The organism is Faecalibacterium gallinarum, from assembly GCF_022180365.1.
GTDB classification, from domain to species: domain Bacteria; phylum Bacillota; class Clostridia; order Oscillospirales; family Ruminococcaceae; genus Faecalibacterium; species Faecalibacterium gallinarum.
In genome coordinates, this window is sequence record NZ_BQKV01000098.1 from 160036 (window position 1) to 183288 (window position 23253).

General features: G+C 54.7%; 23 protein-coding genes. 13 read left to right on the forward strand and 10 right to left on the reverse strand.

What is annotated here, in order from left to right; genetic code table 11:
• Positions 1-36: 36 nt before the first annotated feature.
• The 7 genes from rbr to JCM17207_RS11375 all read right to left on the reverse strand — a co-directional run bounded on the left by rbr (position 37) and on the right by JCM17207_RS11375 (position 5291).
• Positions 37-2187, reverse strand: a complete 2151-nt coding sequence (gene rbr / locus JCM17207_RS11345) for a rubrerythrin (RefSeq protein WP_373871962.1) — start codon at positions 2185-2187, stop codon at positions 37-39.
• The gene (locus JCM17207_RS11350; RefSeq protein ID WP_238317740.1) at positions 2154-2531 is read right to left on the reverse strand and encodes a Fur family transcriptional regulator; all 378 of its coding nucleotides are present in this window, start codon (positions 2529-2531) and stop codon (positions 2154-2156) included. Before JCM17207_RS11350 ends, rbr begins: the two co-directional genes overlap by 34 nt.
• Before the next feature lie 148 nt (positions 2532-2679).
• On the reverse strand, positions 2680-3414 hold the full coding sequence (locus tag JCM17207_RS11355; protein WP_238317741.1) for an EFR1 family ferrodoxin: 735 nt from the start codon (positions 3412-3414) through the stop codon (positions 2680-2682).
• A gap of 163 nt (positions 3415-3577) precedes the next feature.
• On the reverse strand, positions 3578-4018 hold the full coding sequence (locus JCM17207_RS11360) for a hypothetical protein (RefSeq protein WP_238317742.1): 441 nt from the start codon (positions 4016-4018) through the stop codon (positions 3578-3580).
• Positions 4019-4023: 5 nt separating this feature from the next.
• A complete protein-coding gene (locus JCM17207_RS11365; protein WP_238317743.1) occupies positions 4024-4461 on the reverse strand; it encodes a LytTR family DNA-binding domain-containing protein in 438 nt (145 codons plus the stop codon).
• Positions 4462-4608: 147 nt separating this feature from the next.
• Complete coding sequence (locus tag JCM17207_RS11370; protein ID WP_238317744.1) at positions 4609-4809, reverse strand: hypothetical protein; 201 nt, start codon at positions 4807-4809, stop codon at positions 4609-4611.
• Between the two features lie 32 nt (positions 4810-4841).
• Positions 4842-5291 (reverse strand): helix-turn-helix transcriptional regulator, encoded by a 450-nt coding sequence (locus JCM17207_RS11375; protein WP_238317745.1) that lies wholly within the window; start codon positions 5289-5291, stop codon positions 4842-4844.
• Between the two features lie 146 nt (positions 5292-5437).
• On the opposite strand from JCM17207_RS11375, the gene JCM17207_RS11380 reads away from it, so the two are divergent.
• The 7 genes from JCM17207_RS11380 (at position 5438) to JCM17207_RS11410 (ending at position 11619) form a co-directional block, all read left to right on the forward strand.
• Positions 5438-5932, forward strand: coding sequence for a DUF7000 family protein (locus tag JCM17207_RS11380; RefSeq protein ID WP_238317746.1), 495 nt, complete (start codon positions 5438-5440; stop codon positions 5930-5932).
• 846 nt (positions 5933-6778) lie between these two features.
• Complete coding sequence (locus JCM17207_RS11385; protein ID WP_238317747.1) at positions 6779-7513, forward strand: CpsB/CapC family capsule biosynthesis tyrosine phosphatase; 735 nt, start codon at positions 6779-6781, stop codon at positions 7511-7513.
• Positions 7514-7645: 132 nt separating this feature from the next.
• The gene (locus JCM17207_RS11390) at positions 7646-8596 is read left to right on the forward strand and encodes an LCP family protein (RefSeq protein WP_238317748.1); all 951 of its coding nucleotides are present in this window, start codon (positions 7646-7648) and stop codon (positions 8594-8596) included.
• A 30-nt stretch (positions 8597-8626) separates the two neighbouring features.
• Positions 8627-9454, forward strand: coding sequence for a YveK family protein (locus JCM17207_RS11395; RefSeq protein ID WP_238317749.1), 828 nt, complete (start codon positions 8627-8629; stop codon positions 9452-9454).
• Positions 9451-10146, forward strand: coding sequence for a CpsD/CapB family tyrosine-protein kinase (locus tag JCM17207_RS11400; RefSeq protein WP_238317750.1), 696 nt, complete (start codon positions 9451-9453; stop codon positions 10144-10146). Before JCM17207_RS11395 ends, JCM17207_RS11400 begins: the two co-directional genes overlap by 4 nt.
• Before the next feature lie 73 nt (positions 10147-10219).
• Positions 10220-10795 (forward strand): hypothetical protein, encoded by a 576-nt coding sequence (locus JCM17207_RS11405; protein WP_238317751.1) that lies wholly within the window; start codon positions 10220-10222, stop codon positions 10793-10795.
• A gap of 119 nt (positions 10796-10914) precedes the next feature.
• Positions 10915-11619 carry a sugar transferase gene (locus JCM17207_RS11410; protein ID WP_238317752.1) on the forward strand — a complete coding sequence of 235 codons (705 nt, stop codon included), beginning with the start codon at positions 10915-10917 and terminating at the stop codon, positions 11617-11619.
• Positions 11620-11849: 230 nt separating this feature from the next.
• Here JCM17207_RS11410 and JCM17207_RS11415 read toward each other — a convergent pair whose 3' ends face one another.
• The 3 genes from JCM17207_RS11415 to JCM17207_RS11425 form a co-directional block, all read right to left on the reverse strand.
• Positions 11850-13562, reverse strand: a complete 1713-nt coding sequence (locus tag JCM17207_RS11415; protein ID WP_238317753.1) for a glycoside hydrolase family 2 protein — start codon at positions 13560-13562, stop codon at positions 11850-11852.
• Between the two features lie 170 nt (positions 13563-13732).
• A complete protein-coding gene (locus JCM17207_RS11420; RefSeq protein WP_238317754.1) occupies positions 13733-14419 on the reverse strand; it encodes a sigma-70 family RNA polymerase sigma factor in 687 nt (228 codons plus the stop codon).
• 152 nt (positions 14420-14571) lie between these two features.
• Complete coding sequence (locus JCM17207_RS11425) at positions 14572-16644, reverse strand: FAD-binding protein (protein WP_238317755.1); 2073 nt, start codon at positions 16642-16644, stop codon at positions 14572-14574.
• A 196-nt stretch (positions 16645-16840) separates the two neighbouring features.
• On the opposite strand from JCM17207_RS11425, the gene JCM17207_RS11430 reads away from it, so the two are divergent.
• From JCM17207_RS11430 to JCM17207_RS11455, 6 genes are all read left to right on the forward strand, one after another.
• Positions 16841-18340, forward strand: a complete 1500-nt coding sequence (locus JCM17207_RS11430) for a PucR family transcriptional regulator (RefSeq protein WP_238317756.1) — start codon at positions 16841-16843, stop codon at positions 18338-18340.
• 215 nt (positions 18341-18555) lie between these two features.
• Positions 18556-19413, forward strand: a complete 858-nt coding sequence (locus JCM17207_RS11435) for a TraX family protein (protein WP_238317757.1) — start codon at positions 18556-18558, stop codon at positions 19411-19413.
• Positions 19414-19426: 13 nt separating this feature from the next.
• Positions 19427-20110: a response regulator transcription factor gene (locus JCM17207_RS11440; RefSeq protein WP_238317758.1), complete on the forward strand. Its 684-nt coding sequence runs from the start codon at positions 19427-19429 to the stop codon at positions 20108-20110.
• Positions 20077-21447 (forward strand): sensor histidine kinase, encoded by a 1371-nt coding sequence (locus JCM17207_RS11445; RefSeq protein WP_238317759.1) that lies wholly within the window; start codon positions 20077-20079, stop codon positions 21445-21447. Before JCM17207_RS11440 ends, JCM17207_RS11445 begins: the two co-directional genes overlap by 34 nt.
• A gap of 85 nt (positions 21448-21532) precedes the next feature.
• Entirely contained in the window at positions 21533-22201 is a 669-nt protein-coding gene (locus JCM17207_RS11450; RefSeq protein ID WP_238317760.1) for a response regulator transcription factor, read from the forward strand.
• Entirely contained in the window at positions 22198-23205 is a 1008-nt protein-coding gene (locus tag JCM17207_RS11455; protein ID WP_238317761.1) for a sensor histidine kinase, read from the forward strand. Before JCM17207_RS11450 ends, JCM17207_RS11455 begins: the two co-directional genes overlap by 4 nt.
• Positions 23206-23253 lie beyond the last annotated feature (48 nt).

Consider the following 23253-nt stretch of genomic DNA (forward strand, 5'->3'; position numbering starts at 1 on the left):
ATTGCGGTGCCCTCTCTTCAGGTTGGCGGAAGAGGATTAGTAGTTGTCGCTGCTGACCTCAAAGAAGCTCTTGGAGTACTGGCAGGTGGGGCAGACCTCGGGGGCGGCAGTGCCCACCACGATGTGGCCGCAGTTGCGGCACTCCCATACCTTGACCTCGCTCTTCTCAAAGACCTGGGCAGTCTCTACGTTGTGCAGCAGAGCGCGATACCGCTCCTCGTGGCGCTTCTCGATGGCAGCCACCAGACGGAATTTGGTGGCCAGCTCGTGGAAGCCCTCTGCCTCGGCAGTCTTGGCGAACTCGTCGTACATGTCGGTCCACTCGTAGTTCTCGCCCTCGGCGGCGTGAAGCAGATTCTGGGCGGTGTCACCCAGACCGTTCAGCTCCTCGAACCACAGCCGGGCGTGGGCCTTCTCATTCTCGGCAGTCTTCAGGAACAGCTCGGCGATCTGCTCGTAGCCCTCCTTCTGAGCGACAGAGGAGAAGTAGGTGTACTTGTTGCGGGCCTGAGACTCACCGGCGAAAGCGGCCTGCAGGTTCTTCTCGGTCTGGGTGCCGGCGTACTTGTTGCCGGCCTTGGGGGCAGCTTCCTCAATCTTTTCGAAAGCCGAGGCGGGCTGCTTGCAGAGGGGGCAGGTGAAATCGGCGGGCAGGGTCTCGCCCTCGTAGATGTAACCGCAGACTTTGCATTTCCATTTGCTCATAGTAGTTGTTTCTCCTTTCAGTGACGGATGATTGTATTCTTCGGTGTGGGACGGCTCCTCCCGGATTTCCTGCGCCGGGTGGAGAATTTCGCTTTGGTCTTTGTATAGGGTATGAAGCATTTTCTCGGCCAGTTCGCTGAGGGGATGGCCGTAGAACTGTTCATAAACGGCTTTGATATCGGGATTTTCGTGGCTCTTGCGGAGGGTCATGGCTGCGTCCCGTTTATAAAGGGCAGCAATCCGGCTCTGGCGGGTTTGGTTGGGGTCTTTCGTGAGATCCTTGGGCTGTCCTCCGCCGCCGATGCAGCCGCCGGGGCAGGCCATGACTTCCACAAAGTGGTATTCGGTTCCGCGCTGCTTCATTTCCTCCAGGAAGGCTTTGGCATGGGCGGTGCCGTAGATGACAGCCACCCGAACGTTCAGGTCTCCAATGGGGACGACCGCCTCCCGGACACCCTCATAGCCCCGGACGGGCTGGAGCTGGTAGAAGGATTCCGGTGCGCTCTGGCCGGTGATGGTTTCATAGGCTGTGCGCAGCGCGGCTTCCATGACGCCGCCGGTGTTGCCGAAGATGACGCCCGCACCGGAGGAACGGCCCATCAGGGAGTCGTAGGCGGAATCTTCCAGGCTGTCCCAATCGATGCCCGCCTGCTTGGCCCACCGGGCCAGCTCCCGGGTGGTGATGACCTGGTCGGTGTCCCGCATTCCGGGCCGGTTGTGGTAATCGGCCGCGGCGTGCATTTCCTCCCGGCGGATCTCGAACTTTTTGGCGGTGCAGGGGGTCAGTGCCACGTGGACGATTTTCTCGGGGGCGAGGCCCATCTTCTTGGCGAAATAGGTCTTGACTGTGGGGCCCTGCATTCCAATGGGGCTCTTGGCGGTGGAGAGGTGAGGCAGCAGCTCGGGGTAATAAATCTCCGCGAAGTGGACCCAGGCCGGGCAGCAGCTGGTAAACTGGGGCAGGGGCCGGTCCTTTTGCGTGATGCGGCGGACCAGTTCACTAGCTTCCTCCACGATGGTCAGGTCAGCGGCGAAGTTGGTGTCCAGCACATAATCCACGCCCAGGGCCCGAAGAAGTGCTACCATTTTGCCTTCCACGAAGGCGCCGGGTTCCATCCCGAACTCCTCGCCCAGGGCAGCCCGTACGGAAGGGGAGGTGCTGACAACCACGATCTTCTCCGGGTCGGCGATGGCCTTCTGAACCGCGGGAGTTTCGTCCCGCTCCACAATGCTGTCCACTGGACAGGCGTTGGCACACTGACCGCAATAGATGCAGACGGCGTGGCCGCCGGTTTGGGCCAGGGTGTAGCTGCCGTGGACCCCCATCAACTGGGTACAGGCGTCTTTGCACATGCCGCACCGGATGCATTTGTCTTCGATGCGCAGGATGCTGGGGTTGTCCGACTCAATGGGAACACGGACAGACAGGGGCAGATGGGACAAACAAATCACTCTCCTTTTTGCTTTTGCTTGGCTCGGCATTCTTCACACAGATAAATCAATTTCAGGTCATAGGCCAATAAGGGGACCCCGACCTGCTTTTGCAGTTGTTCAGTGAGATCGGTCAGATCCAAGTCCAGCAACTTGCCGCAGCCTCGGCATACAAGGTGGTCGTGCCGCTCGATCCGATCGTAGCGGTCGGGCATCCCCTCTACCGAAACTTTGCGGATGCGGCCGTCCTCCCACAGGCGGTTCAGGTTGTTGTAAACGGTCGCCAGAACCACTTTGGGATAGGTCCGGCGCAATTCGGTGAAAATCTGTTCGGCGGTCATGTGGCAGCGGGAAGCCTCCACAATTTGCCAAATCTTCTCTTCGTACTTGGTCATAACAGCCTCGAAATTGGAATGATTCTAAAATTATTATACTCAACTTCTGTAAAAAATCAAGAGCAAATTGGGCGATTTTCAAGTTTTTTGAGAAGCGTTCCTAAAAAATAAGCCGTTCCAAACAGAGTGGAACGGCTCAAACGATGGATTAGGATTCTTTCCAGTGTTTTTGGAGGGTATACCGGGTTTTGCCCTGGGTAGAGTCACCGTATTGAATGGCTTGCCGGGGACATTCGTTGAGACAGCGCAGGCACTGATAGCAGGCTGTGCCCCAAACCGGGCGGCCCTCCCGCAAGGAGATGGTAGCGGCCGGGCAGCGGTGGGCGCACAGGCCGCAGCCATCACAGGAGGAATCTGCATGGAAAGGCTTGGTACTGCGGGCAAACCGATTGAACCCAAAGTTTACCAGACTGGACTTCAGCCCGGCAGCGCTGCCTTCTTTGACCCGGAAAACCGGTTTGCGCTGCAAAATCTCCCGGGATAAGACTTCAATCTCGGACCGGGCGGTGTTCAGTTTTTGCTGGATGACCGTTTCACTGTCCGCCTCGGCGCCGATGATATAGTTGTTGGGCAGAACCAGACTGTAACTGCTCTGGAGCGGATAGAGCCGGGCCAGTTTTCGCATGGCGTGGCCGGCTTCCGAGCCGCAGGTGCAGACTCCAAAACAGAAAGCCTCTGTTTTGGGGAGTGCTTTGACGAAGGAGACCATTGGTTCCGGCGGTCCCCAGGCGTAAATAGGAAAGACCAAACCGACCTGACCCACATCTTGCAGGCTGGGGGGCTGACGCAGGGCAACAATGTCTTGTGCGTTGTCTCCGGTAAGGGCTGCGATTTGTTCCGCAACCCAGCGGGAATTTCCTGTTCCGGAAAAATAGAAAATCATAAACCAAAGGCTCCTTTCTGGGTCGCGCTTTGCCGTGGAACCGGCAGGGCAGAAGCGATACCTTATATATAAAGTATAGCAAAGGATTCAACTGCCCGCAAGAAACAGGGATACACTGACCTCAAAACGGGAGAACCAATGGACCATGGCCGGGACCTGCGGCTTAATTATGGGGAGCGTTTTGGTATCTTCTGAGCTGTTGGGTTAACTGCGCGCTGTCCATTTTCAGAACGAACTGATCGCCGAACCACATCATCCCCAGCCCCATTTCCAGAAAAAGGATCAGCAGAATACCGCCCCAGAGCGGGACTCCCTCAAACCACTGGAACAGCGCTGTTCCCCCCAAAAAGCAGAGGTTGGCGGCCCCCAGCCAGAGCAGGGAACGGCTCCGGGCGCACTCGCTTCCCTCTGGGAAAATGGCCGATTCGATCATGGCAAATACCAGGCTGGCGGCCCAGAGGGTGAGCAGGTCATGGATGAGAACGGTTTGTTCTCCTTGCAGCAGATTGCAGACAATTTTCAAAAAAATCCCTACAAAGGTGTAGAGGGCCATCCGCAGTTTCATCTGCATGGACCAGCGGTAAATTTGTAAAAAGATTTTCATATGAATTAACCTCCCTGTAATTTTTCCCGGAGAGCGGGCGAGTAGCGGCGGGAAATGATGATTTTCTCGCCGGTTTTCAGGAGTGCTTCGATCCGGCCGCCGGGGCGGCTGCGGAGACTCTGGACGGCGTTCAGGTTAATTGCGGTGGATTTTCCGCACCGAAAAAAACCGAATCGTTCCCAGCGCAGTTCCAGGGCTGCCAGGCTGCCGGGCGCCTGGTATAAAGAATGCTCTGTGTAAACAAACAATTTGTCGTCCACCGTTTCAGCCCACAACACCTGCCCGGCAGAAAGAGCAACGGTGTTCCTTTCTTCGTCCAGGCACCAGAGTTTGTCGGAATGATTTTGCAGAAGAGAAAGGATGCGCTGCAGCTCGGCACTGTCCGCAGGTCCTTGCAGGATCACTCGGACGTCGCCGGGCCGGTGTTCAATCACTAAGTCCATTGGCGGCCACCTCCCTTTGACACTAGGATAACAGAGGAGCGATCAGCTGGCAATGGTTCGGCCTTCAAGCGGTTGTTTTGAGGGGCCAGGATGCATAAAACGCCCAACGCTGTGGGGAGTCCAAAGCGTCGGGCGCAATGTTGAAGATTATTGGTTCTCCAATTCCCGCAAGATCAGCGCGTTGGCGAGGGTGAACGCCTCGATGCGCCGCTTGGCCAGGGTGATCTGGGATTTGTACCGGGAGGGATTCTCCTTGGTTTCTAAGGTTTTGAGCGTTTCCCGCAGTTTGTGGAGGGTGGATTCGATCTGACGGGAGGCTTCGGTCAGTTCCTCTTTCGTGTAGGCCATTGTACGGTTCTCCTGTTTATCAGAATAGGGGGTCAGACCTGCCCTTTCCAGACCCGGGCCAAAATATCTTTGAGAACCAGCAGGGCGTCGGTGTCATTATACCCGTAAGTGACCCGCAGCTGGGTCAGCATCTCCCGCAGGGTGGGTGCATAGTCTTCGACCCGTACGGTCTTGTGGTATTCCGCCAGAACGGGGTACTTTTTGCTCCACACACGGTTCCAGTCGATTTTTTCCTGGGCCTGATCGCTGACGCTTTCAATCATCTGCCGGGCCTGCTGTTCGTCAAAGTTGTATTCGATCAGCTCATCCAGGGTCAGGTGGTAGAGCATGGCCAGCCCCTTGGACTGACGGATATCCGGCAGCGTCTCATCGGTCTCCCACTTGGAGATCGTCTGTCGGCTGACCCCTAATTTTCCTGCGACCTCTTCCTGCGAAAGGCCGCTCTGTTTTCTTGCGTTGTACAAGCTGCTTCCCAAACTCATGGAATTACCTCCTTGGCGTTGTTCTGGCTGCCAGTATAGCGTGTTTGCAGAGAAAAAGCCACCAATTTGCCTCGGCAATTTCGCCCGCTTTCTTAGCGAAGGGATAAATCCATGGAATACTGGGACAAATAGGGAGGAGAGATACCATGGCAAAATCGGGGAAAATAGAAACGTGCCACCGGTTTGACGAAAGGCTTTTGGCTTGTTATCGGGAACTTTTACAGACCACCAACCTGCAAAAAGCATATCAGGAGTGGTTTCGCTGGTTCCGCTTTCTGCGAAATGAACTGGAAAGGCGAATGCCGGACTATCAATTTCAGGGAACCGTTGCAGAAAACGGGATGGAGTATGCCTATTTTCAATTTGCATCGGTGGAGTTAAAGGAAAAGGGACTTAAAATCGTTGTGGCATTCCTCCATAGAGATTTTAGTCTGGAAGTATGGCTTTCAGGCGTCAACCGCAAATCCCAGGCACTCTGGGAGGAAAAATTGCGCTCAGCGGCCACGTCGTTTTCCTGCACCGCGGATCCCCTGCACACAGATTATATCCTGCGTGCCCCGATTCCGGTGAACTGGGCTGACGGAAATGCAGTTGTTGCAACCCTCGAACAGACGGTGGAGCGTCTGCTGAGCGAAATTTAAAACCGACCGGTAACCCGTGGATGAAGACGATCCTGCGATTCGGTTTTGTCAAAATGCCAGGGAACGTCCGCTAAAGGGATGAGACAAGACCTGTTTTGACGGGTTTATTGTACATAAGCTTGATTTAAATTTAGAAATACGGCGGACATGAGCGGGGGCAAAATACCGCAGGTTCCCCTTTTTTGCGCATTTTTTTGGATAAGATGAAGGTTCATTAAGGAGGATTAAATGAAAGAGTAAATTATTTACTAAATTCGGCGGGATCAGGAGATAAACTGACATTCATAAAAACGATTCAGTAAATTTATATTATTGCATGGAAAAAACAGAAAAAATTCTGATGCAAAAATAGAAACCATAAAATTTTTTGAAGGATATTCTTTTATAAGGAATAATATCCCCCAATAATACCATGCAGTATTTGGCGGGATCATACGTTTTGATTTATAATGAAAGATTAATGAATTGAAAAAATAAGTCAAAACATCGTTGCTTTCAGCCCGAAAATGCATTGAACTGGAGGATAAAAATGTCGTTTTTAGGAATGTTTCCGGCAAGATGGGCAAATTAAAAAAGAAAAATGGGACAATGTTTGCCATAATTGCAGAATAATAGACCGAAAGACAGTTTGGCCTTGCAGACCAAAGAAAAATGTGGTAATATACGCTATGTAACGTGTAAAAATATGGAAAACAATGCCCTCCTTGTCCTTTGGGAATCTGCCGCCGCGCAGGTTGGCTAATTCCTTACCGATGGAGCCGCCGCCAAGGGCCAGGGGTTTGTTTCGTTTAAGATACGGGCAATTTGGCCCGATCAAAGGATCGGAACAAAGGATACCTTGAATTTATGTGTGAAAAACAGGTTATAGATCTTCACTGTCATATTTTGCCTGGGATGGATGATGGAAGCCCGGATGTGGAAACGTCGCTGGCTTTGCTTCGCCGCCAGGCAAAACAGGAAGTAAACATTGCTTGCGCCACTTCTCACTACTACGCCTGGAAAGAAACCATTCCAGACTTTGTTGAGCGCAGAGGACAGGCTGCCGCGAAGCTGCGTCAGGCCGTGCAGCATGCCCCCGATCGAGAGACACTGCCCGGAATCTGCCTGGGTTCCGAGGTGGCCTTTTTTCCGGGAATCAGCAAATGCGATTACTTGGATCCGCTTTGTCTGGAACAGACCCGAACCTTGCTGTTGGAAATGCCTTTTTCCGACTGGAGCACCAAAGAGGTTGAAGAAGTGATCTCTCTGGTTCTGGATCGGGACTACCGAGTGGTTCTGGTTCATCCGGAGCGTTTTTGTTTCAGCGAGGGAAATCAGCGCCACCTGGAAAAACTGACGAATCTTCACCTGGCGTTTCAAGTCAACGCAGATACTTTCTGCGCCTGGAAAACCCGCAAACGTGCGCTGGAGCTTTTGTCCATGGCTCGATACCCGCTTTTGGGGAGCGACTGCCATAACCTGACAACCAGAGCGCCGCATCTGGCCTCTGCCCGGAAAGTCATTGCCCGAAAACTTGGCAAATCCATGCTGGACCAGGTTGATGCATGCGCTGCGGAGTGGTGCGGAGCAATAAGCCTTTAAACCATTAGAAAATATTTTGTACATAGAAAGGACTTGGACTTGTCAAAACGAGAGCACCTGTCCCGCCACAAACACAGAAGAATCCATAAAAAAGATGCAATTAAGGCGGGGGTAATCTTTTGCGGGGCTGTTTTGCTGCTGGTTGTTGCAGCATTCGGGATTCAGTCGTGGCAAGATTCACATTCCATTGTGGAAAATGCCGGCCAAGAGGTGGCGAATGCTACCGCTCAGGACGCGCCCCAACAGCAAATTGAATACGATGACGTCCTTTATCAAAGAAAGGACGCAGTTGAAGCCTATCTCTTTATGGGCATTGACGAATCAGGCCCAGTGCGTTCCAACAAGAGTTATGTCGGCGGCGGCCAGGCGGACTTCCAGCTTTTGTTGGTAGTGGATCATGAGTCTCAGACCTGGCAGCTGCTTCAGTTTAACCGGGACAGCATGGTGGAAGTGCCTGTTTTGGGCGTGCTGGGAACGGAGATTGGCACCGAATACCAGCAGCTGGCGTTGGCACACACCTATGGAGAAGGCCTTAAAGACAGCTGTATGAACAATGTCACCGCCGTTTCCCGGATGTTGGGCAACCAGCCCATCGATGGATATATATCGCTGAATATGGATGCCGTCATGGTCCTCAATGATCTTGTGGGCGGTGTGACGGTGACCATTGAATCGGATTTCTCTGAGGTTGATCCGACCCTTGTGATGGGTGAGACCGTCACTTTGCAAGGGGAACAGGCTCTGCATTTTGTCCGTACCCGTAAAAATGTGGACGACGAAACCAACCTTGCCCGAATGAAGCGGCAAAGACAATATCTCTCGGCGCTGATTGAAAAAATGCTGAGCCAGGATACAGAAATCATTGTGGAAGGGTATGAAGCCGTCTGGGACTATATGGTCACAGATATGGGGAGCCGGACTCTGGTGGATCTGGCAGAACAGATCAAAGGGTACGAGGAACTGGACACCCTTACAATTGACGGTGAAAACTACCTGGATTCACATGGATTCATGGCATACGACCTGGACGAGGACAGTCTACAGCAGACAATTCTGAAACTGTTTTATCGCCCGGTATCCTAAATGGGAAGGAATAACGCAATGGAAACGCAAATGAATGCAGTGCTTGCTGCGGATCAGGCAAGAAAAGTGATGATTCAGGACGGGGAAGAGGATACAATCGACCTGGTGGAGCTGTTCTACTTGTTCCTGGAGCACATATGGAAAATTCTTCTGTGTGTGGTCTTGGGCGGTTTTCTGGCGTTCCTCTATACCTTTTTCCTGGTCACACCGATGTACAAGTCTACCTCCAAGATTTACATTGTGTCTGCCTCCAATGACTCGCTGGTCAGCCTGGCAGATCTTCAGATCGGCAGCCAGTTGACGGCGGACTATCAGGCATTGATGACGGTTCGCCCCCTTCTGGAAGATGTAATCAAGAACCTTGATTTGGAGTATACGCCGGCGGAATTGGTGGAGGATGTGGTTACCATCAACAATCCTTCCGATACCCGTATTCTGGAGATCACGGCTGTCAGCGATGATCCGGAGGAAGCGGCTGCAATTGCCAATGAGCTTGCACAGCAGGCGGTAATTTATCTGCCTCGTATTATGGAGTGCGATACCCCGAATATCGCTGAAACAGCGGTTATCCCCGAGAAGGCATACACCCCGAGTTACGTCCGCAATATCTTGATTGGGGCTTTCCTGGTCGCAGCGGCTTATTGCGGTGTTCTGGTAGTCCTCTTCCTGATGGACGATAGCCTTTCCACTATGGAGGATATCGAAAAACGGTACAATGTTCAGGTCCTGGCAATGATCCCGGAGAGCGGAAAGTCCGGCGCCAAGGGTTATGGCTATGGGTACGGATATGGATACCGCAATGCGCTGCAGCGTCAGGATAGAAATTCGGAGAAGAGAAAGAAGGTGGAGCAGGGGTGAATACATTAGAGCTGAAAACGTTGCCGGAGCTGCCCTTTGATGTGACAGAGGCGCTGAACCAGCTGCGTGTTAACTTGGAGTTTTGTGGTAGTGAAGTAAAAACTATCATGATTACCAGCAGTACCCCGAACGAAGGAAAAAGCTACGTTTCCCTGAACCTTTGGCGCGCGATCGCCAACATGGGCCATCGGGTGCTCTTGATCGATGCGGATATCCGCAACTCGGAAATGCGGACCAAATATGGAATCCGCAGCAACTCGACGTTACATGGCATCACCCATTATCTTGCAGGGAAAATTGAGCTGGATGACGCAATTTACAAAACCAATGTTGCCAACGGGTATATGATTCCCATGACGGTACCCGCAGCAAATCCGCCCATCCTTCTGAGCAATGGACGTTTGGGGAAAATCATCGAAACTTGTCGGGATCAATTCGATTACATTCTGGTCGATACGCCGCCTCTTACGGTGGTGGCAGATGCAATGCAGATTGGCCCTTACTGCGATGGAACTGTTCTGGTTGTCCGGGGTGGTGTGACATCCCGCAAGCTTGTGGACCGATCCGTACAGATGGCTCAAAAAATTGGCATTCCTCTTTTGGGTGTGGTATTGAATCGAGTCGAGTATAAGGTAAACAGCGGTGGCTATTATTACAAGCGCTACTATGGTTATGACAAGGACCATGCCTAAGCTGTTTCGCTCCAACAATGGTTTAGCAGCTTGAAAGGGCTGTTAAATAATTTTAAAGAAAGGAAGAAACCCTATGAAAAACAAAATGAATGTGGTACTGTGCTTTGCGGCTACTGCTGCAATCATGGTGGCATCGGCAGTGTCTTCTTTCGCTGCCTTTGTCCCCAGTGTTTCGCAGAGCGTGCAGGCCGGTGCCGAGGTTGTCACCAGCACGGGTGAGGTTGTGAGCGTTGGTGTGGTTAGCTCCACCGCTTCCGTGGAGGAGTTTATGGCTTCTCCCAACCCCGCCGTTATGGTTGCGGCCTCCACCACTGACAACGCAGTGTATCAGACTCTCCAGAAGGCTGCCAACACCGAAGAGCTGCTGGCTACCCTGGGTGTTGATGCAGTTGTCGAGGACGCCAACAGCTACCAGGCTGCTGGCATCTACGAGATCAACTACAACACTGCTGCTGTTGCTGTGGTTGGCGAGAATGGCGCGATCAGCGTCTCCATGGAGATGCCCGGCGTTTCCGCTGGCGATTCTGTCCTGGTGGTCTGCGTTGTGAACGGCAAGTCCACTGTGGTCAAGGCCACCGTCAATGCTGAGGGCAAGATCCAGTTCACTGCCCCGAACAATGCGACCGTCATGATCATGAAGAAGGTCTAAGATCGTTTTTGACCGGCATTACAGAATCGGGCATAGGACAATCTCAAAAAGCGCCTGCCTTTGTTTTCTGAGCAAAGGCAGGCTGCTTTTTTAAAGTGAATTTACGATGAGGGACTTTCATGGAAAATTATTCTGAAGATCGAAACAGTCAAATGGGAAGTGTTGCGGCAATACCCAAAGAGCAGCTGTTTGACTTAGAGGAAATCCGAAACCCTAAGTGGGGTTATTGGCTGGGGCGTAGGACGCAGGATATTGTTTTGTCGTGTATTGCTTTGATTGTTCTGCTTCCGTTCTTTGCCCTGATTTCCATTATTATCTGGATTGATAGTCCGGGGGCAAGCCCGATTTTCTCCCAGAATCGAGTGGGACGGGATGGGAAGATTTTTAAATTCTACAAATTCCGCTCGATGATTCCCAACGCGGAAGAAAAACTGAAGGAAGTGCTGGCGCAAAATGAGATGGACGGACCGGCCTTCAAAATGAAGAATGATCCCCGGATTACCCGGGTGGGACGCTTTATTCGCAAAACGGGCATCGACGAATTGCCGCAGTTGGTGAATGTTTTAAAAGGTGAAATGAGCCTTGTTGGTCCGCGTCCCGCTCTCCCGCGTGAGGTAGAGCAGTATACCGATTATCAACGTCAGAGACTTAACGTGACGCCTGGTCTGACCTGCTACTGGCAGGTTCAGCCCAATCGAAACGAGCTGAGCTTTGATGAATGGATGGAACTGGACCTCAAGTACATAAGGGAACGCAGTTTCTGGGTGGACTGGAAAATCATTTTTAAAACAGTTGTGACCATCTTTCGAATGTATGGGCAATAAATCGGTATTGCCCCTGAATAAGCAAGTTTTAATAGGTCTGAATCATCTCGACACAAAACCTCCTATAGCGGCATAAAGCTGCTGCAGGAGGTTTTGTTTTATAAAGAGCTTGGCTAAAACACATTCGAACAATTTGGAGAGTGAAATCATTTGAACGCAAGAACCGACTATCCGGCCTATGGGATTTCGAGCCAAACTCGATTGCCGAATGCCAAAGACCAACTTCGCTCTTACCGGCAGGCTTCCGTCAGCCGTTTGGCCATCGCGGCCATAGGCGCGGCGGCCAATTTACAGACCTTCCGGTCAGCGGTAAGCAATCCGTTTACCTCTTCTTCTACATCCGAAAGCTGGGTGTAAATTGCGGCACATAACCCCTGTTCCACCAGTGGGAGCACCCGCTGTTCGTAAAGGGTGAGCACAGCTGTCTCCAGTGCCTCAGGGGTTTTACAGGCCCCGTAGCCGTAACTGCGGCCAGGGCATTGCAGGTGTCCTTTTACCGGCAAACAGATTCCGCCAAATTCTGTGAGTACCAGAGGTTTTTTCCCGACCTTCAGTTTCCAGGGGCCGAAATAGATATGGCGGCTGTCCACGTCGGTTTCACCGCAGATAAACCACCCGGAGGTAGAATCAATGAAACGACTGTGATCCAGGGCCCTCAGTTTTTTATAAACAGCGGAAGAATCAAACTGGCCCCAGCCCTCGTTAAAGATGGTCCAGTAGACAATGCAGGGGTGGTTTTTCAGAGTCGTCACCGTGGCTTCCATTCCAGCGAGAAAAGCGGCTCGGGTAACGGGATCCGGGTGTATGGTTTTGTCGCTTCTGCGGGTCCGAAAACCAAGATTGGGCAGAACTGTGTCCCGAAGAAAACTGTAGTCGCCATTGCTCACCATGTCCTGAAATACGGCCATGCCAAGACAGTCACAAGCGTAGTAGAAAAGGGGTGGTTCTACCTTAATATGCTTTCGCAGAGTGTTGAAGCCCAGGGCTTTCATTGCCCGGATGTCCTCCTCGTAAGCGGCAGGGGAGGCGGGGGTAAAGATTCCGTCGCTCCAGTAACCCTGATCCAGGACTCCATGGAAAAAGTAGGGCTTGCCATTGAGACAAAGGCGTTTATACTTGCCTATCTGTTTGATCTCCAGGGTGCGCAGAGCAAAGTAACTTTCTACCTGGTCTTCGCCTGCCTGAATGAGGATCGAGTAGAGAAACGGGCTTTCTGGGCTCCAGAGACGGGGCTGCGGCGGACGCAGAACGGCCCGGCCTTTTTCCAGAGGGACCGTAAAATTCCCCGAAGGATCGGCTACCGTCACCGTACCGAAAAGGCTCTCGTCTCCCACATCCAGTATCGCTTTTTCCAGGTCGCAGGCGAAGTCCAGCCGCTTTATGTACCGTTTCGGTACGCTTTCCAGCCAGACCGTCTGCCACAGGCCGGAAACGGGGGTGTACCACATTCCGCCGGGTTTTTCTACCTGTTTGCCGCAGGGCAGCACCCTGCCCCGCAGATCGTCCCTGGTCCGAAGGACCAGCTGGTTTTCGCCGGGCAGCACTGCAGCGGTGATGTCAAAGGTGGCTGCATCATAGCCGCCGGTGTGACCACCCAGGAACTGACCGTTTAAAAAACAGTCCACCTGCTGGTCTGCTCCGTCCACGTGTAGCAGAATCTTCCCGCGGTTAAACTTGGCCGGGAGGGAGAAACTTCGATGATAAAATAGACGGCTGCCCTCAGGAAAATGTTTCCCTATGCCGGAGAGAACGCTCTCCGGACAAAAAGGTACCAGGATGTCCTGATTGTACCGGTCAGGCAGCTCGTCGCTTGGACTTACAGCAAACTGCCAGCGGCCGTTCAGATTCAAAAAGCTGGCGCGCTGCAGCTGCGGCCGGGGATAATCTGGCCAGGGCAGGGTGGGCAGCGCCTCACCGGCGGCGGTGAACAGAGTCTCTTTCATGAAAAACTCCTTTCAGGCAGGGGAATGGTCAATGGAATGCGGATGCTCTATGAGGTCTCTGTTCAGTATACACCACGGTTGCCACTCTGGTCAAACGACGGGGCGGAATATTCATCTTTATGTCAATGTGTGGCATATGGAGAAACTTTGCAATGAAACACAGGCGGAGTTCAGCCGTCTGTCTGCCAGTGCTTTTTCAGCTGGGTGAGGGCATGGGTTTCCAGACGGGATACATAGCTTCGGCTGATTCCCACGATTCGGGCGGTCTCCAACTGTGTTAAGGGCGGCTGACCTCCCAGACCATACCGAAGCAGGATGATCTGGCGCTCGCGGGCGTCCAACTGTTCGATCAGTCCCCGCAGCCGGCAGGCGTCGTCCTGCTTTTCGTAGTCCTCCTCCATGCACAGCGGATCCTGCAAAACATCAGAAAGTGTGAGGGCGGATTCGTCTTTGGCCGTTTCCAGGGTTTCCTGCAGCGAAACGGTGGAGCCATTCTTTTTGTCTTTCCGAAAGTGCATTCGGATCTCGTTTTCAATGCACTTGCTGGCATATGTGGAGAACCGGGCCTGGCGTTTGCCGTCGAAGGTCCTCACCGCCTTGATCAGACCGATGGTTCCGATGCTGATGAGGTCGTCCTGGTCGCTGGGGAAAGTATAATATTTTTTGACGATATGTGCCACAAGCCGCAAATTGTGCCGAATGATTTTTTCCGCGGCGTCAGAGTCGCCCGACTGCATGGCCCGGAAAGCCTCGGCTTCCTCTTTGGCGTTCAGCGGCCGGGGGAAGCTGCTGGATTCCAGATGCAGGGAGAGGTAGAGAAATTTGGTTGCAAAAAATTGCAGCAGTAAAAACAGCATGGTTCTTGCCTCCTGTTTGAAATGGGGTTGTTTTACTGTATGAGAGGCTGCCGCCGAACTTTCGGCTTGATAAAGGAAATCGGGAATGGGATAAAAATAAAGCAGGCTCCGCCCGCGAAGGGGGAGCCTGCCGCACTTTTTACAAAGGAATTTTACTGTGCCTTGGAAAGGGCCTGTGCCACGGCCTCGCGGAAGCCGTCGGAGGTCATGGTTGCGCCGGAAGCGCCGTCGATCTCGGCAGAGTTGGCTGCGATGGCGTCCTGAATCAGCTTGTCCAGGGCGGGGGCGCCGATGTCGGAGGATTCGGCGTGGTTGTCAACCACGATGTCAGAGATTTTGCCGTCCTTAATGGTGACGGTGACGTTCATCTGACCGCCGCGGCCAGTGCCCTGGCCGGTGTAGCTGCCGTCTTTGTAAACGGTATCGGAGGCAACGATCTGGTTGTTGTCCACCGACAGCTCGGCCAGCTCGTCCCGGCTGGTCAGCGCCTCGCCGGAAGCAGTTACCTTGGCCATGGTTTTGCCCAGCAGGTAGCCCCAGATCACGCAGCGGCCATTGGAGTTGCCGGCCATGTTGATGGGGTAATCGATGGCGTACAGGTCGCCGGAGGTGTTGCCAGTGGCATACAGGCCCGGGATGGGCTGCTTGTTGTCGTCCAGAACCTGGAGATCCGTGTTCACCGACAGACCGCCCACCACAGCCAGCAGGGCCACACCGACCTTTGCAGCGTAGAAGGGGGCCTTGGCCACCGGGAACAGGAACTCAGAGGGCTTGTGGAAGTCGTCGTCTGCGCCTTTGGCCACCAGCTCATTGTAGCGGTCGATAGACTGCTGCATTACGTCGGCAGGCACGCCGATCAGGTCGGCCAGCTCTTCCAGAGTGTCGGCCTTGAAGGTGTTGCCCACGGCCACATCGCTCTCCACGGTGGAGGTGATGTCGTCATCGGTGAACTCCTGGCCGATGGCAGCCGACATGGTATCCCAGAACATACCGCCGCCGGTGCCGTTTTCCAGGGACATCCGGTTGTATTTACCGTAATCTGCATCGAAGATGGACCAGGCGATGTTGCCGGTCTGATGCATCACGTTCATGCTCTTGCCCTGGACCCAGGTGCCCTCGTTCATGAAACGGTAGCCCTCCTGATTGAGGAAGGGGAAGCAGCCGTGGAACATGGCGTTTGCCTGGGGGTGCAGCATCAGGGGGAAGGGCCCATCTTGCATGTGAGCGCCGACCCACAGGCCCATCTTGTGGCCGTCGCCGGTGGAGAAGCCGGCGGGACCGTGCTCGCAGCGCTGGACCCGCTTGATATTCTCGTCGCAGTAGTAGTCGGTCATCTCGGTGTCCTCGTGGATGCCGCCAGTGGCCAGGATAACGCCCTTGGTTGCACGGAAGAGCCACAGCTCGCCGTCCCGCTGGGCAAAGACGCCAGTGATTTTGCCATCCTCCACCAGCAACTCCTGGGCTTTGGTGTTAAAGAAATAAGTGGCGGGGTGCTCGTATTTTTCAGCGTTTTTACTGTCCTCGTACAGGACGTTGGTGGCAGCAAAGTAGCCGCACTTGGAGTCGAACACATGGTCGCCGGTGTTGACGAACATGTGGTAGTCGTAAGACTCGGGGATGATGGCGTTGGGGGCGTGTGCGCGGAAGGAAGCAGGCACCACGCCGAACTCGGCGCACTTGTCGATCAGCCAGTTGCCAGCCTCGGGGGAGTTGTTGAACCACAGGGAGACTAGGGCCTCGTTCACGCGGCTGCCGCAGCGCTGGATCCAGATGTTCTGGTGCTCCACCACATCGGTCAGGTGGTCCAGCTTGCCCTCGTCCACCAGGGACTGAACAAACTTGGTGTTGGCCATACCGACGCCGCCGCCCTGGCCGTGGATCACGTTTTGGGCCTCGATGACGACGACCTCGTTGCCGTTCTCCACACAGGAGCAGGCGGCAGCGCAGCCGGCGTTGCCAGCGCCCACGATGACAACTTCAGTGGTGACCAGCTGTACGGCATCCGAGACACTGTAATTGTATGGGTCGGTAAAGAAGCTGGGCTTGCCAGTTTCGGCAGCAGGGGTCTGGACGGTAGTCTGAGAGGACGCCGCAGGGGAGGAGGCAGCAACAGAGGAAGCAGCGGTGGAAGAAGTGCTTCCGCAAGCGGTCAGGCCCAGGGCTGCTGCGCCCACAGCGCCGGCGGCGGTGCCCTTCAGAAAAGCTCTGCGAGACAGTTTACGCATGGATGGGTTCTCCTTTTTCTTCTTGTTTTTCTCCCCGGGGGATTTGTTAATTTTTCGTCATTCGGCCGTTGACATAATTTTATCATTGACGAACCTGCTTGTATATTGTATTTTGAGAACAAAAAGAATGCCTTAAATTTACATTTTTGACAATACACAAGGAGATGGGCGGCCGTCGGCCGCAGAGGACAAAAGGATGCTTACCATAGAACTGTGCGCTGCACTTCAGACAAAATTCCCGATCAAAATTCCTGCGGGGCTGCCCTGCTTTGCATGCTGTGGTGCTGTCTTAGACGAACCGGAGCAGCTTCGGGAGGGCACCGTCGTTGTGGGCCAGGCAGAAAACTTCTCGCAGCAGTGCCTTTATTTTATGCCGGAAGCCGGGGAGCCCCAGGGAAAAAACGTCATTGTCTATCCGGTGCCCGAGCTCACCCTGCCAATCTACCGGGAGATTTATCGCTTGCTGGAACCGGAGCGGCGCCTTGACCGCCAGCTGGCGCAGCTGGACCGGGCCTATCTTTCCGGCGGGCTCGAACAGCTCATCCTACAGGCCCAGGAATATTTGGCGAACCCGGTGATGCTGGTGGACCAGGCATTTAACGCGCTGGCAATGGCCCCCCAACGGAAATTGGGGATTGACAGCTGGGACCGCCTCTTGCAAGGGGAAGGGGTGGAACTGGGGGATCTGAAACAGGCCCAGAAAGTTATCAACCATTTTTCCAAAAAGAATATCACCAGTCCTCAGATCATCCCGTATCAGGAAGCCGACGGCAGAAACGTGCGCCGGATGATCGCGGCGGCAGTGGGCACGGGCCAGAAAACCCCCTGCGGAGGGATGGAAATTATTGAGCTGGAGCGCCCCTTTGCGCCGCAGGACCGCCAGTTGGCGGAACGGATCTGTCAGCTGCTCTGCCATCATATCCTGCGGGCGCCGGAACCCGCCCGGGTGACCCGGATGGAAGAACAACTTTTGTACGATCTGTTGCTGTATGCCCCGCGGGAGCGGGAAAAACTGGAGCGCCGCATCCGCCAGCTTGGCAGTTTTCAGGAGGATAGGTTCTACTTTCTGGCCGTTCTCCCCCTCAGCAAAACTTCCCAGCGGATCACCAGTTCTAACTTGCGCACTCTGCTGACCGATGAGTACCCCGAGGGGTGGTGTATCCTGACCGAGGAGCAGCTGCTTTTGGTTTTGCCTGCGCTGGAACCCACGGACAGTGAGATAAAAATGGCTGAGCGCCTCTCCAAAACAGGAGAGAGAATGGGCCAGACGTTTTTTCTGAGCATGCCGGTTCACTCTCTCTTTGACCTAAAACAGGTGTGGGAGTTCGATACTCGGGCGATTCAGCTGGCGGACGCTTGGGACGACCGGCCTGGCTGCAAAAGAATCGCGGATTTTTTTGAGCAGGTCTTCTTTAAAACACTGTCCCAGGAGGCTGCCCTGAGTGGTTTTATACACCCCATGCTTTGGGAACTGAAACGGTACGACGAAGAAAATAATACAGACCTGCTGAATACCCTCTGCGTTTTCCTGAGCAAAAACTGCGACTTAAACGAGGCGTCCAGTCTACTGTACATCCATCGAAATACCCTAATTTATCGGTTGCGCAGAATCGAGAAAATCCTCCATACGGATTTAAAGGATCTGGGAATAAGACAGGTCCTTTCCCTGGGATGCAAACTGATGATGTATCAATAAGCGGACTGCGCAGACAGGGGGCTTATCCTTGGCGTTTCAGAGCGTCCGGAATCACCTCGTCCACTTATAGCTTTTTATTATACCCTCTGGCAGCGGCCCAGATAAGTCCGCCCGTTGCCCGTTTGCAGGGGTGCTGTCTTTTTTTGTTTTCCTGATACTTTCCTTAGGATTATCTGCTACCATGACATCAGAAAACAAAAAAGGAGATGTTTGCAATGGAAACTGCCTGTACTACGCTAAAACACACGGGCCTCACCGAAACCGGCCTGAAATGGATTGCCCTGGGCACCATGGTGCTGGACCACATCCACTACTTTTTCGGCTTTACCGGGGTGATTCCGGAGTGGTTCAGTATGGTGGGGCGTCTGGGTGCGCCGTTGTTCCTGTTTTGTCTGGTGGAGGGCTTTACCCATACCCATAGCCGAAAACGATATTTTGCCAAAGTATATCTGATCTCAGCAGCCATGTCGGGGCTGCTCTTCTTCATGGCCTACGGGGGCATTTTGGTTCGGCCGGACGGTTTTTACCCCACCAACGGCATGATGACCACCTTTGTTATTTTGATGGTCATCTGGCAGGGATTGGACTGGCTGGGAGAAGAAAAACTTTTCCGGGGCCTGGCGGCGGTGATTCTGCCCCTGGCGTGGCCCTTCCTGGCCTCCTGGATTGCCATTCAGTTCCCCTCGCTGACGAACCCCCTGGGCTTTATTTGCTATTCGTTCTTGCCCATGTGGGGGATCACGGGGGACAGCAGCCTGCCCGTTCTGGTAATGGGCCTGGTTCTCTATCTGTTCCGCAAACGCCGGGGGTTACAGGTAGGAGCATACTGCGTCTATTATATCCTTTATGGTGTGGTGTTTATGGGGCTGATGGCTTCCCGGCTGCCGGATTTTACCTGGTTTCAGCTGTTCACCCGATATTATGAGATCTACGGGATTCTGGCCGCTCCGCTGATGCTGTGGTATAATGGGGAGCGCGGCGGGGGACACAAACTGTTGTTCTATGCCTTTTATCCCGCCCATGTTTATATTCTTTACGGGTTATCCTGGGGGCTGTACCTGGTGCTGAACTAAAGGAGGGAGTGCGATGGCCCATCTTTTGGTGGTGGACGATGACAAAGATCTCTGCACGCTTTTAAAAACTGCCCTGGAACGGGACGGGCATCAGGTGTCCGTCCATCGCTCGGGGCAGGAAGTGGATGAGGCAGCCTGCCGCTGGGCGGACTGCATCCTGCTGGATGTGATGATGCCGGGGGAGGATGGCTTTACCCTTTGCCGCCGAATTCGCTCTCTGGCGGATTGTCCGATTCTCTTTTTGACGGCCAAAACCGAGGAATCGGATGTCCTTATGGGTCTTGGCCTGGGCGGGGACGACTATCTGACCAAGCCATTCCGGGTAGCGGAACTCCGGGCACGGGTGGCGGCCCACCTGCGCCGGGAACAGCGCACCCCCTGCCGGCGGCTTCGCCGCGGTCCGCTCGATTTCGACCTGGGGGAACAGGCGGTGTACTTTCAGGGTACATCCCTCAAACTAACCCGGAGCGAGTATCTGATCTGCGAAGCGCTGGCAATGTACCCGGGGCAGACTTTTTCCAAAGAGCAGCTCTACCAGGCGGCCTTTGGATACGAGGGAACGGCGGACGCATCGGCTGTCACCGAGCACATCAAAAACATCCGGGCCAAGCTGCGTCCCGCTGGCGAAAGCCCCATTGAGACCGTTTGGGGAGTGGGCTATAAATGGAAAAAAGACGTGAGCGCCGGCCAGGCCTGACGGCTCTGTTCTGGCGGTATCTGATCACCACCGGCGGGGTGCTCCTGCTGCTGATCATTCTTTGGTGGATGGGGCTGACTATGCTCTTGCGGCAGGGGGTTGTTCGCCCGGCCAGTACGGCGGCGGATCAGGTTTCTGGGGTGGTCCAAAAGCTGGAATCCGGCGAGATCACCCCAGCGGAGATTCCCTATTATTACCGCTGGGCCCTGTTTGACGCCGGGCAGGTGGTGGATGAAGGGAATATGAACGGCCGTTTTCTGGACTATGCAAAAGCGGCGATAGCAGGTGACTCGACACCTCAAGGGATGCTATATTCCCAGTACCACCGGATCGCTCGCCTGCCTGGGGGGCTGACCTGTGTGGTGCAGTACGATTACTCCATGCCCTACGGTTCGCCGGAACTTCAGAACCGGCTGCCGGAATTCCAGACCTGTGCCACGGTGGTTCTGGCGCTGGCCTGCCTGCTGGCGGGAGCGGTTTCCACCCGACATTTTGCGGGGCTCTTGCGGCGGGATGCCGCCCTTCTCACCGCTGCCACCCATGCCATCGCCCAGCAGAGACTGGATGCCCCCTTGACCGGCCGGGCCCGGGTCCGGGAATTGGGGGAGACTTTGGCGGCCATGGAGCAGCTGCGGGAGCAGCTGGCCCGGTCTTTGGAGCGTCAATGGGCCATGGAGCAGCAGCGCCGCCTGGAACTGGCGGCCCTGACCCACGACCTGAAAACCTCTCTGACTCTCATCAGCGGGAACGCTGAGCTGCTACAGGAGGACAATCTGCCCCCAGCCCAGCGGGAGATGGTGGAGACGATTCTGCGCAGCACCACTCGTTTGCAGGACTATGTGGCCCAGCTGCGGGCGTTGACCGCTCCGGAAGGGGGATCGGAACCGGTCAAAGAACCCGTGCCTCTGGCGGCGCTGGCCGAGGGCTGGCAGGAGATCGGGCGGAGTCTCTGCGCCCCCAAAAAGATTTCCTTTGTCTGTTCAGAACTGCCGGACTGTACCCCGATGGTCTGCCGTGCCGATCTTGACCGGGCGGTGAGCAATCTTTTGGACAATGCGGTGCGCTACACCCCCGCTGGCGGGAAGGTGCGCCTGGGAATCTCAGCGGAAGAAAAACAGCTGCATATTTTTGTCGAGGACACCGGGCCGGGCTTTTCTGCCGAGGCTCTGGCCAAAGGCCCCCAGGCCTTTTTCACCAGTGACGCCAGCCGCCCCAAGGAGGGCCACCTGGGGCTGGGTCTTTTCTATGCGGACCAGACCGCACGGAAGCACGGCGGGGAGCTTCGCCTTTCTAACACCGGGCAGGGGGCAAGGGCAGAGCTGACCATCGCTTTCTAAAACAATCGCCGGCCGGTTTGCCACAGCCGGCGGGGCTTGCTATAATAGAAACCAACGACATAAACCCGAAGAGGAGTTTCGGCCCATGCCCTATAAAATTTTTGTTGTGGAAGATGACCCGGTGATCCAGGCCCAGCTTTTGACCCTGCTGACCGGCAGCGGCTATCAGGCGGCCGCTGTCACCGATTTTTCGGCTGTGGTCCCACAAATTGAGGCTTTTGCGCCCCACCTGTTGCTTTTGGATATTGGTCTGCCGGGGGCCAGCGGGTTTGAGCTCTGCGCTCAAATCCGTTCTTTTTCGCAAATTCCCATCGTCTTTGTCACCAGCAGCAACACCGACCTGGATGAGCTGAACAGTATCCTGCTGGGGGGCGACGCCTTTCTCACTAAACCCTATAACCCGGCCATCCTGATGGCAAAAATTGCCGCTCTGCTGCGCCGGGCGTATCCTGCCGCGGGGGAGGATATCCTCTGCTGGAAAGGCGCTGTTCTCCACCCCGAAAGCGGGAAGCTGGAGTACCAGGGGCGGGCAGTGGAACTGACCAAAAACGAGCAGAAAATCCTCTGTTATCTCTTCCGGCACCCGGGCAGCATCTGTCCCCGAGCGGATCTGATCGATGCCCTCTGGGACGACCAACTCTACATTGACGATAATGCCCTCAGCGTCCATATGAGCCGGATTCGGGAAAAACTATCTTCCATCGGCCTGGAGGGCTTTATCCAGACCAAACACCGGCAGGGGTATCGGATATGAAATACTGGAAAGATCGCCTCCCGGCGGTGGCGGCAAATCTCTTGGGTCTTGTGGCGCTGACCCTCTTTTTGCTGGCCAGCGGCAGCGGGCTGGGCGTGGTTTTGTGGATTGCGGTGGTCTGGCTGATGGTTCTGGCGGCCTGGCTGACGGTCCGCTGCTGTTTGGAAAAACGACGGCTGGAAGGGCTGCTCAAACAAGCCCAGCAGCTGGAAGAACGGTATCTTCTGCCTGAAATCCTGCCCCCGCCGGTGACCGCGGAAGAAGAGGTCTACCGCCGCCTGATGCAGCTGGCGGAAAAATCTATGCTGGAAAAAATTGCCGCCGCAGAGCGGGAGAGGAAAGAATACCGGGAATACATCGAGCGTTGGGTTCACGAGATTAAAACCCCCATCACAGCGGGAAAACTGCTCTGCGAGAATCACCGCAGTGAACTGACCCGGGAACTTTTGGCCCAGCTGGAACGCATTACCCGCTACACCGAACAAACGCTCTATTATGCCCGCAGCGAGCATACGGAGAAAGATTATCTGATCCGGGAAATCCCTCTGGCCGATCTGGTCCATGGGGCCATTGCAGAAAACAAATACTTGCTGCGCCAGAACCAGGTGGCGGTGACGGTGGAGGAGATGCCCGGCCTGGTTAGCACCGACGACAAGTGGGTGCGCTTTATTCTGGACCAGCTGATCGGCAACGCGGTGAAATACCGCCGGGAGAATCCCTCTCTGCGTTTTTCCTGCGTATCAGGGCCGGGGGAGATCTCCCTTTTGGTGGAGGATAATGGCGTCGGCATCCCGGCGGCCGACCTGCCCCGGGTGTTTGAAAAGGGGTTTACCGGTGCCAATGGCCGGGCCGTCCAAAGTTCCACCGGGCTGGGGCTCTATCTCTGCAAGCGGCTCTGCGACAAGCTGGGCATCGGGCTGGCCCTCGACTCCCGAGAAGGGGAGGGCACCACCGCCCGCTTGGTTTTTACCGTCAACGACTATATCACCGGAGTGCAGGGCTGAAAGGCGCTGCACTTCTTTCGTTTTTGTAAGAACTCTGCAAGAAAAACC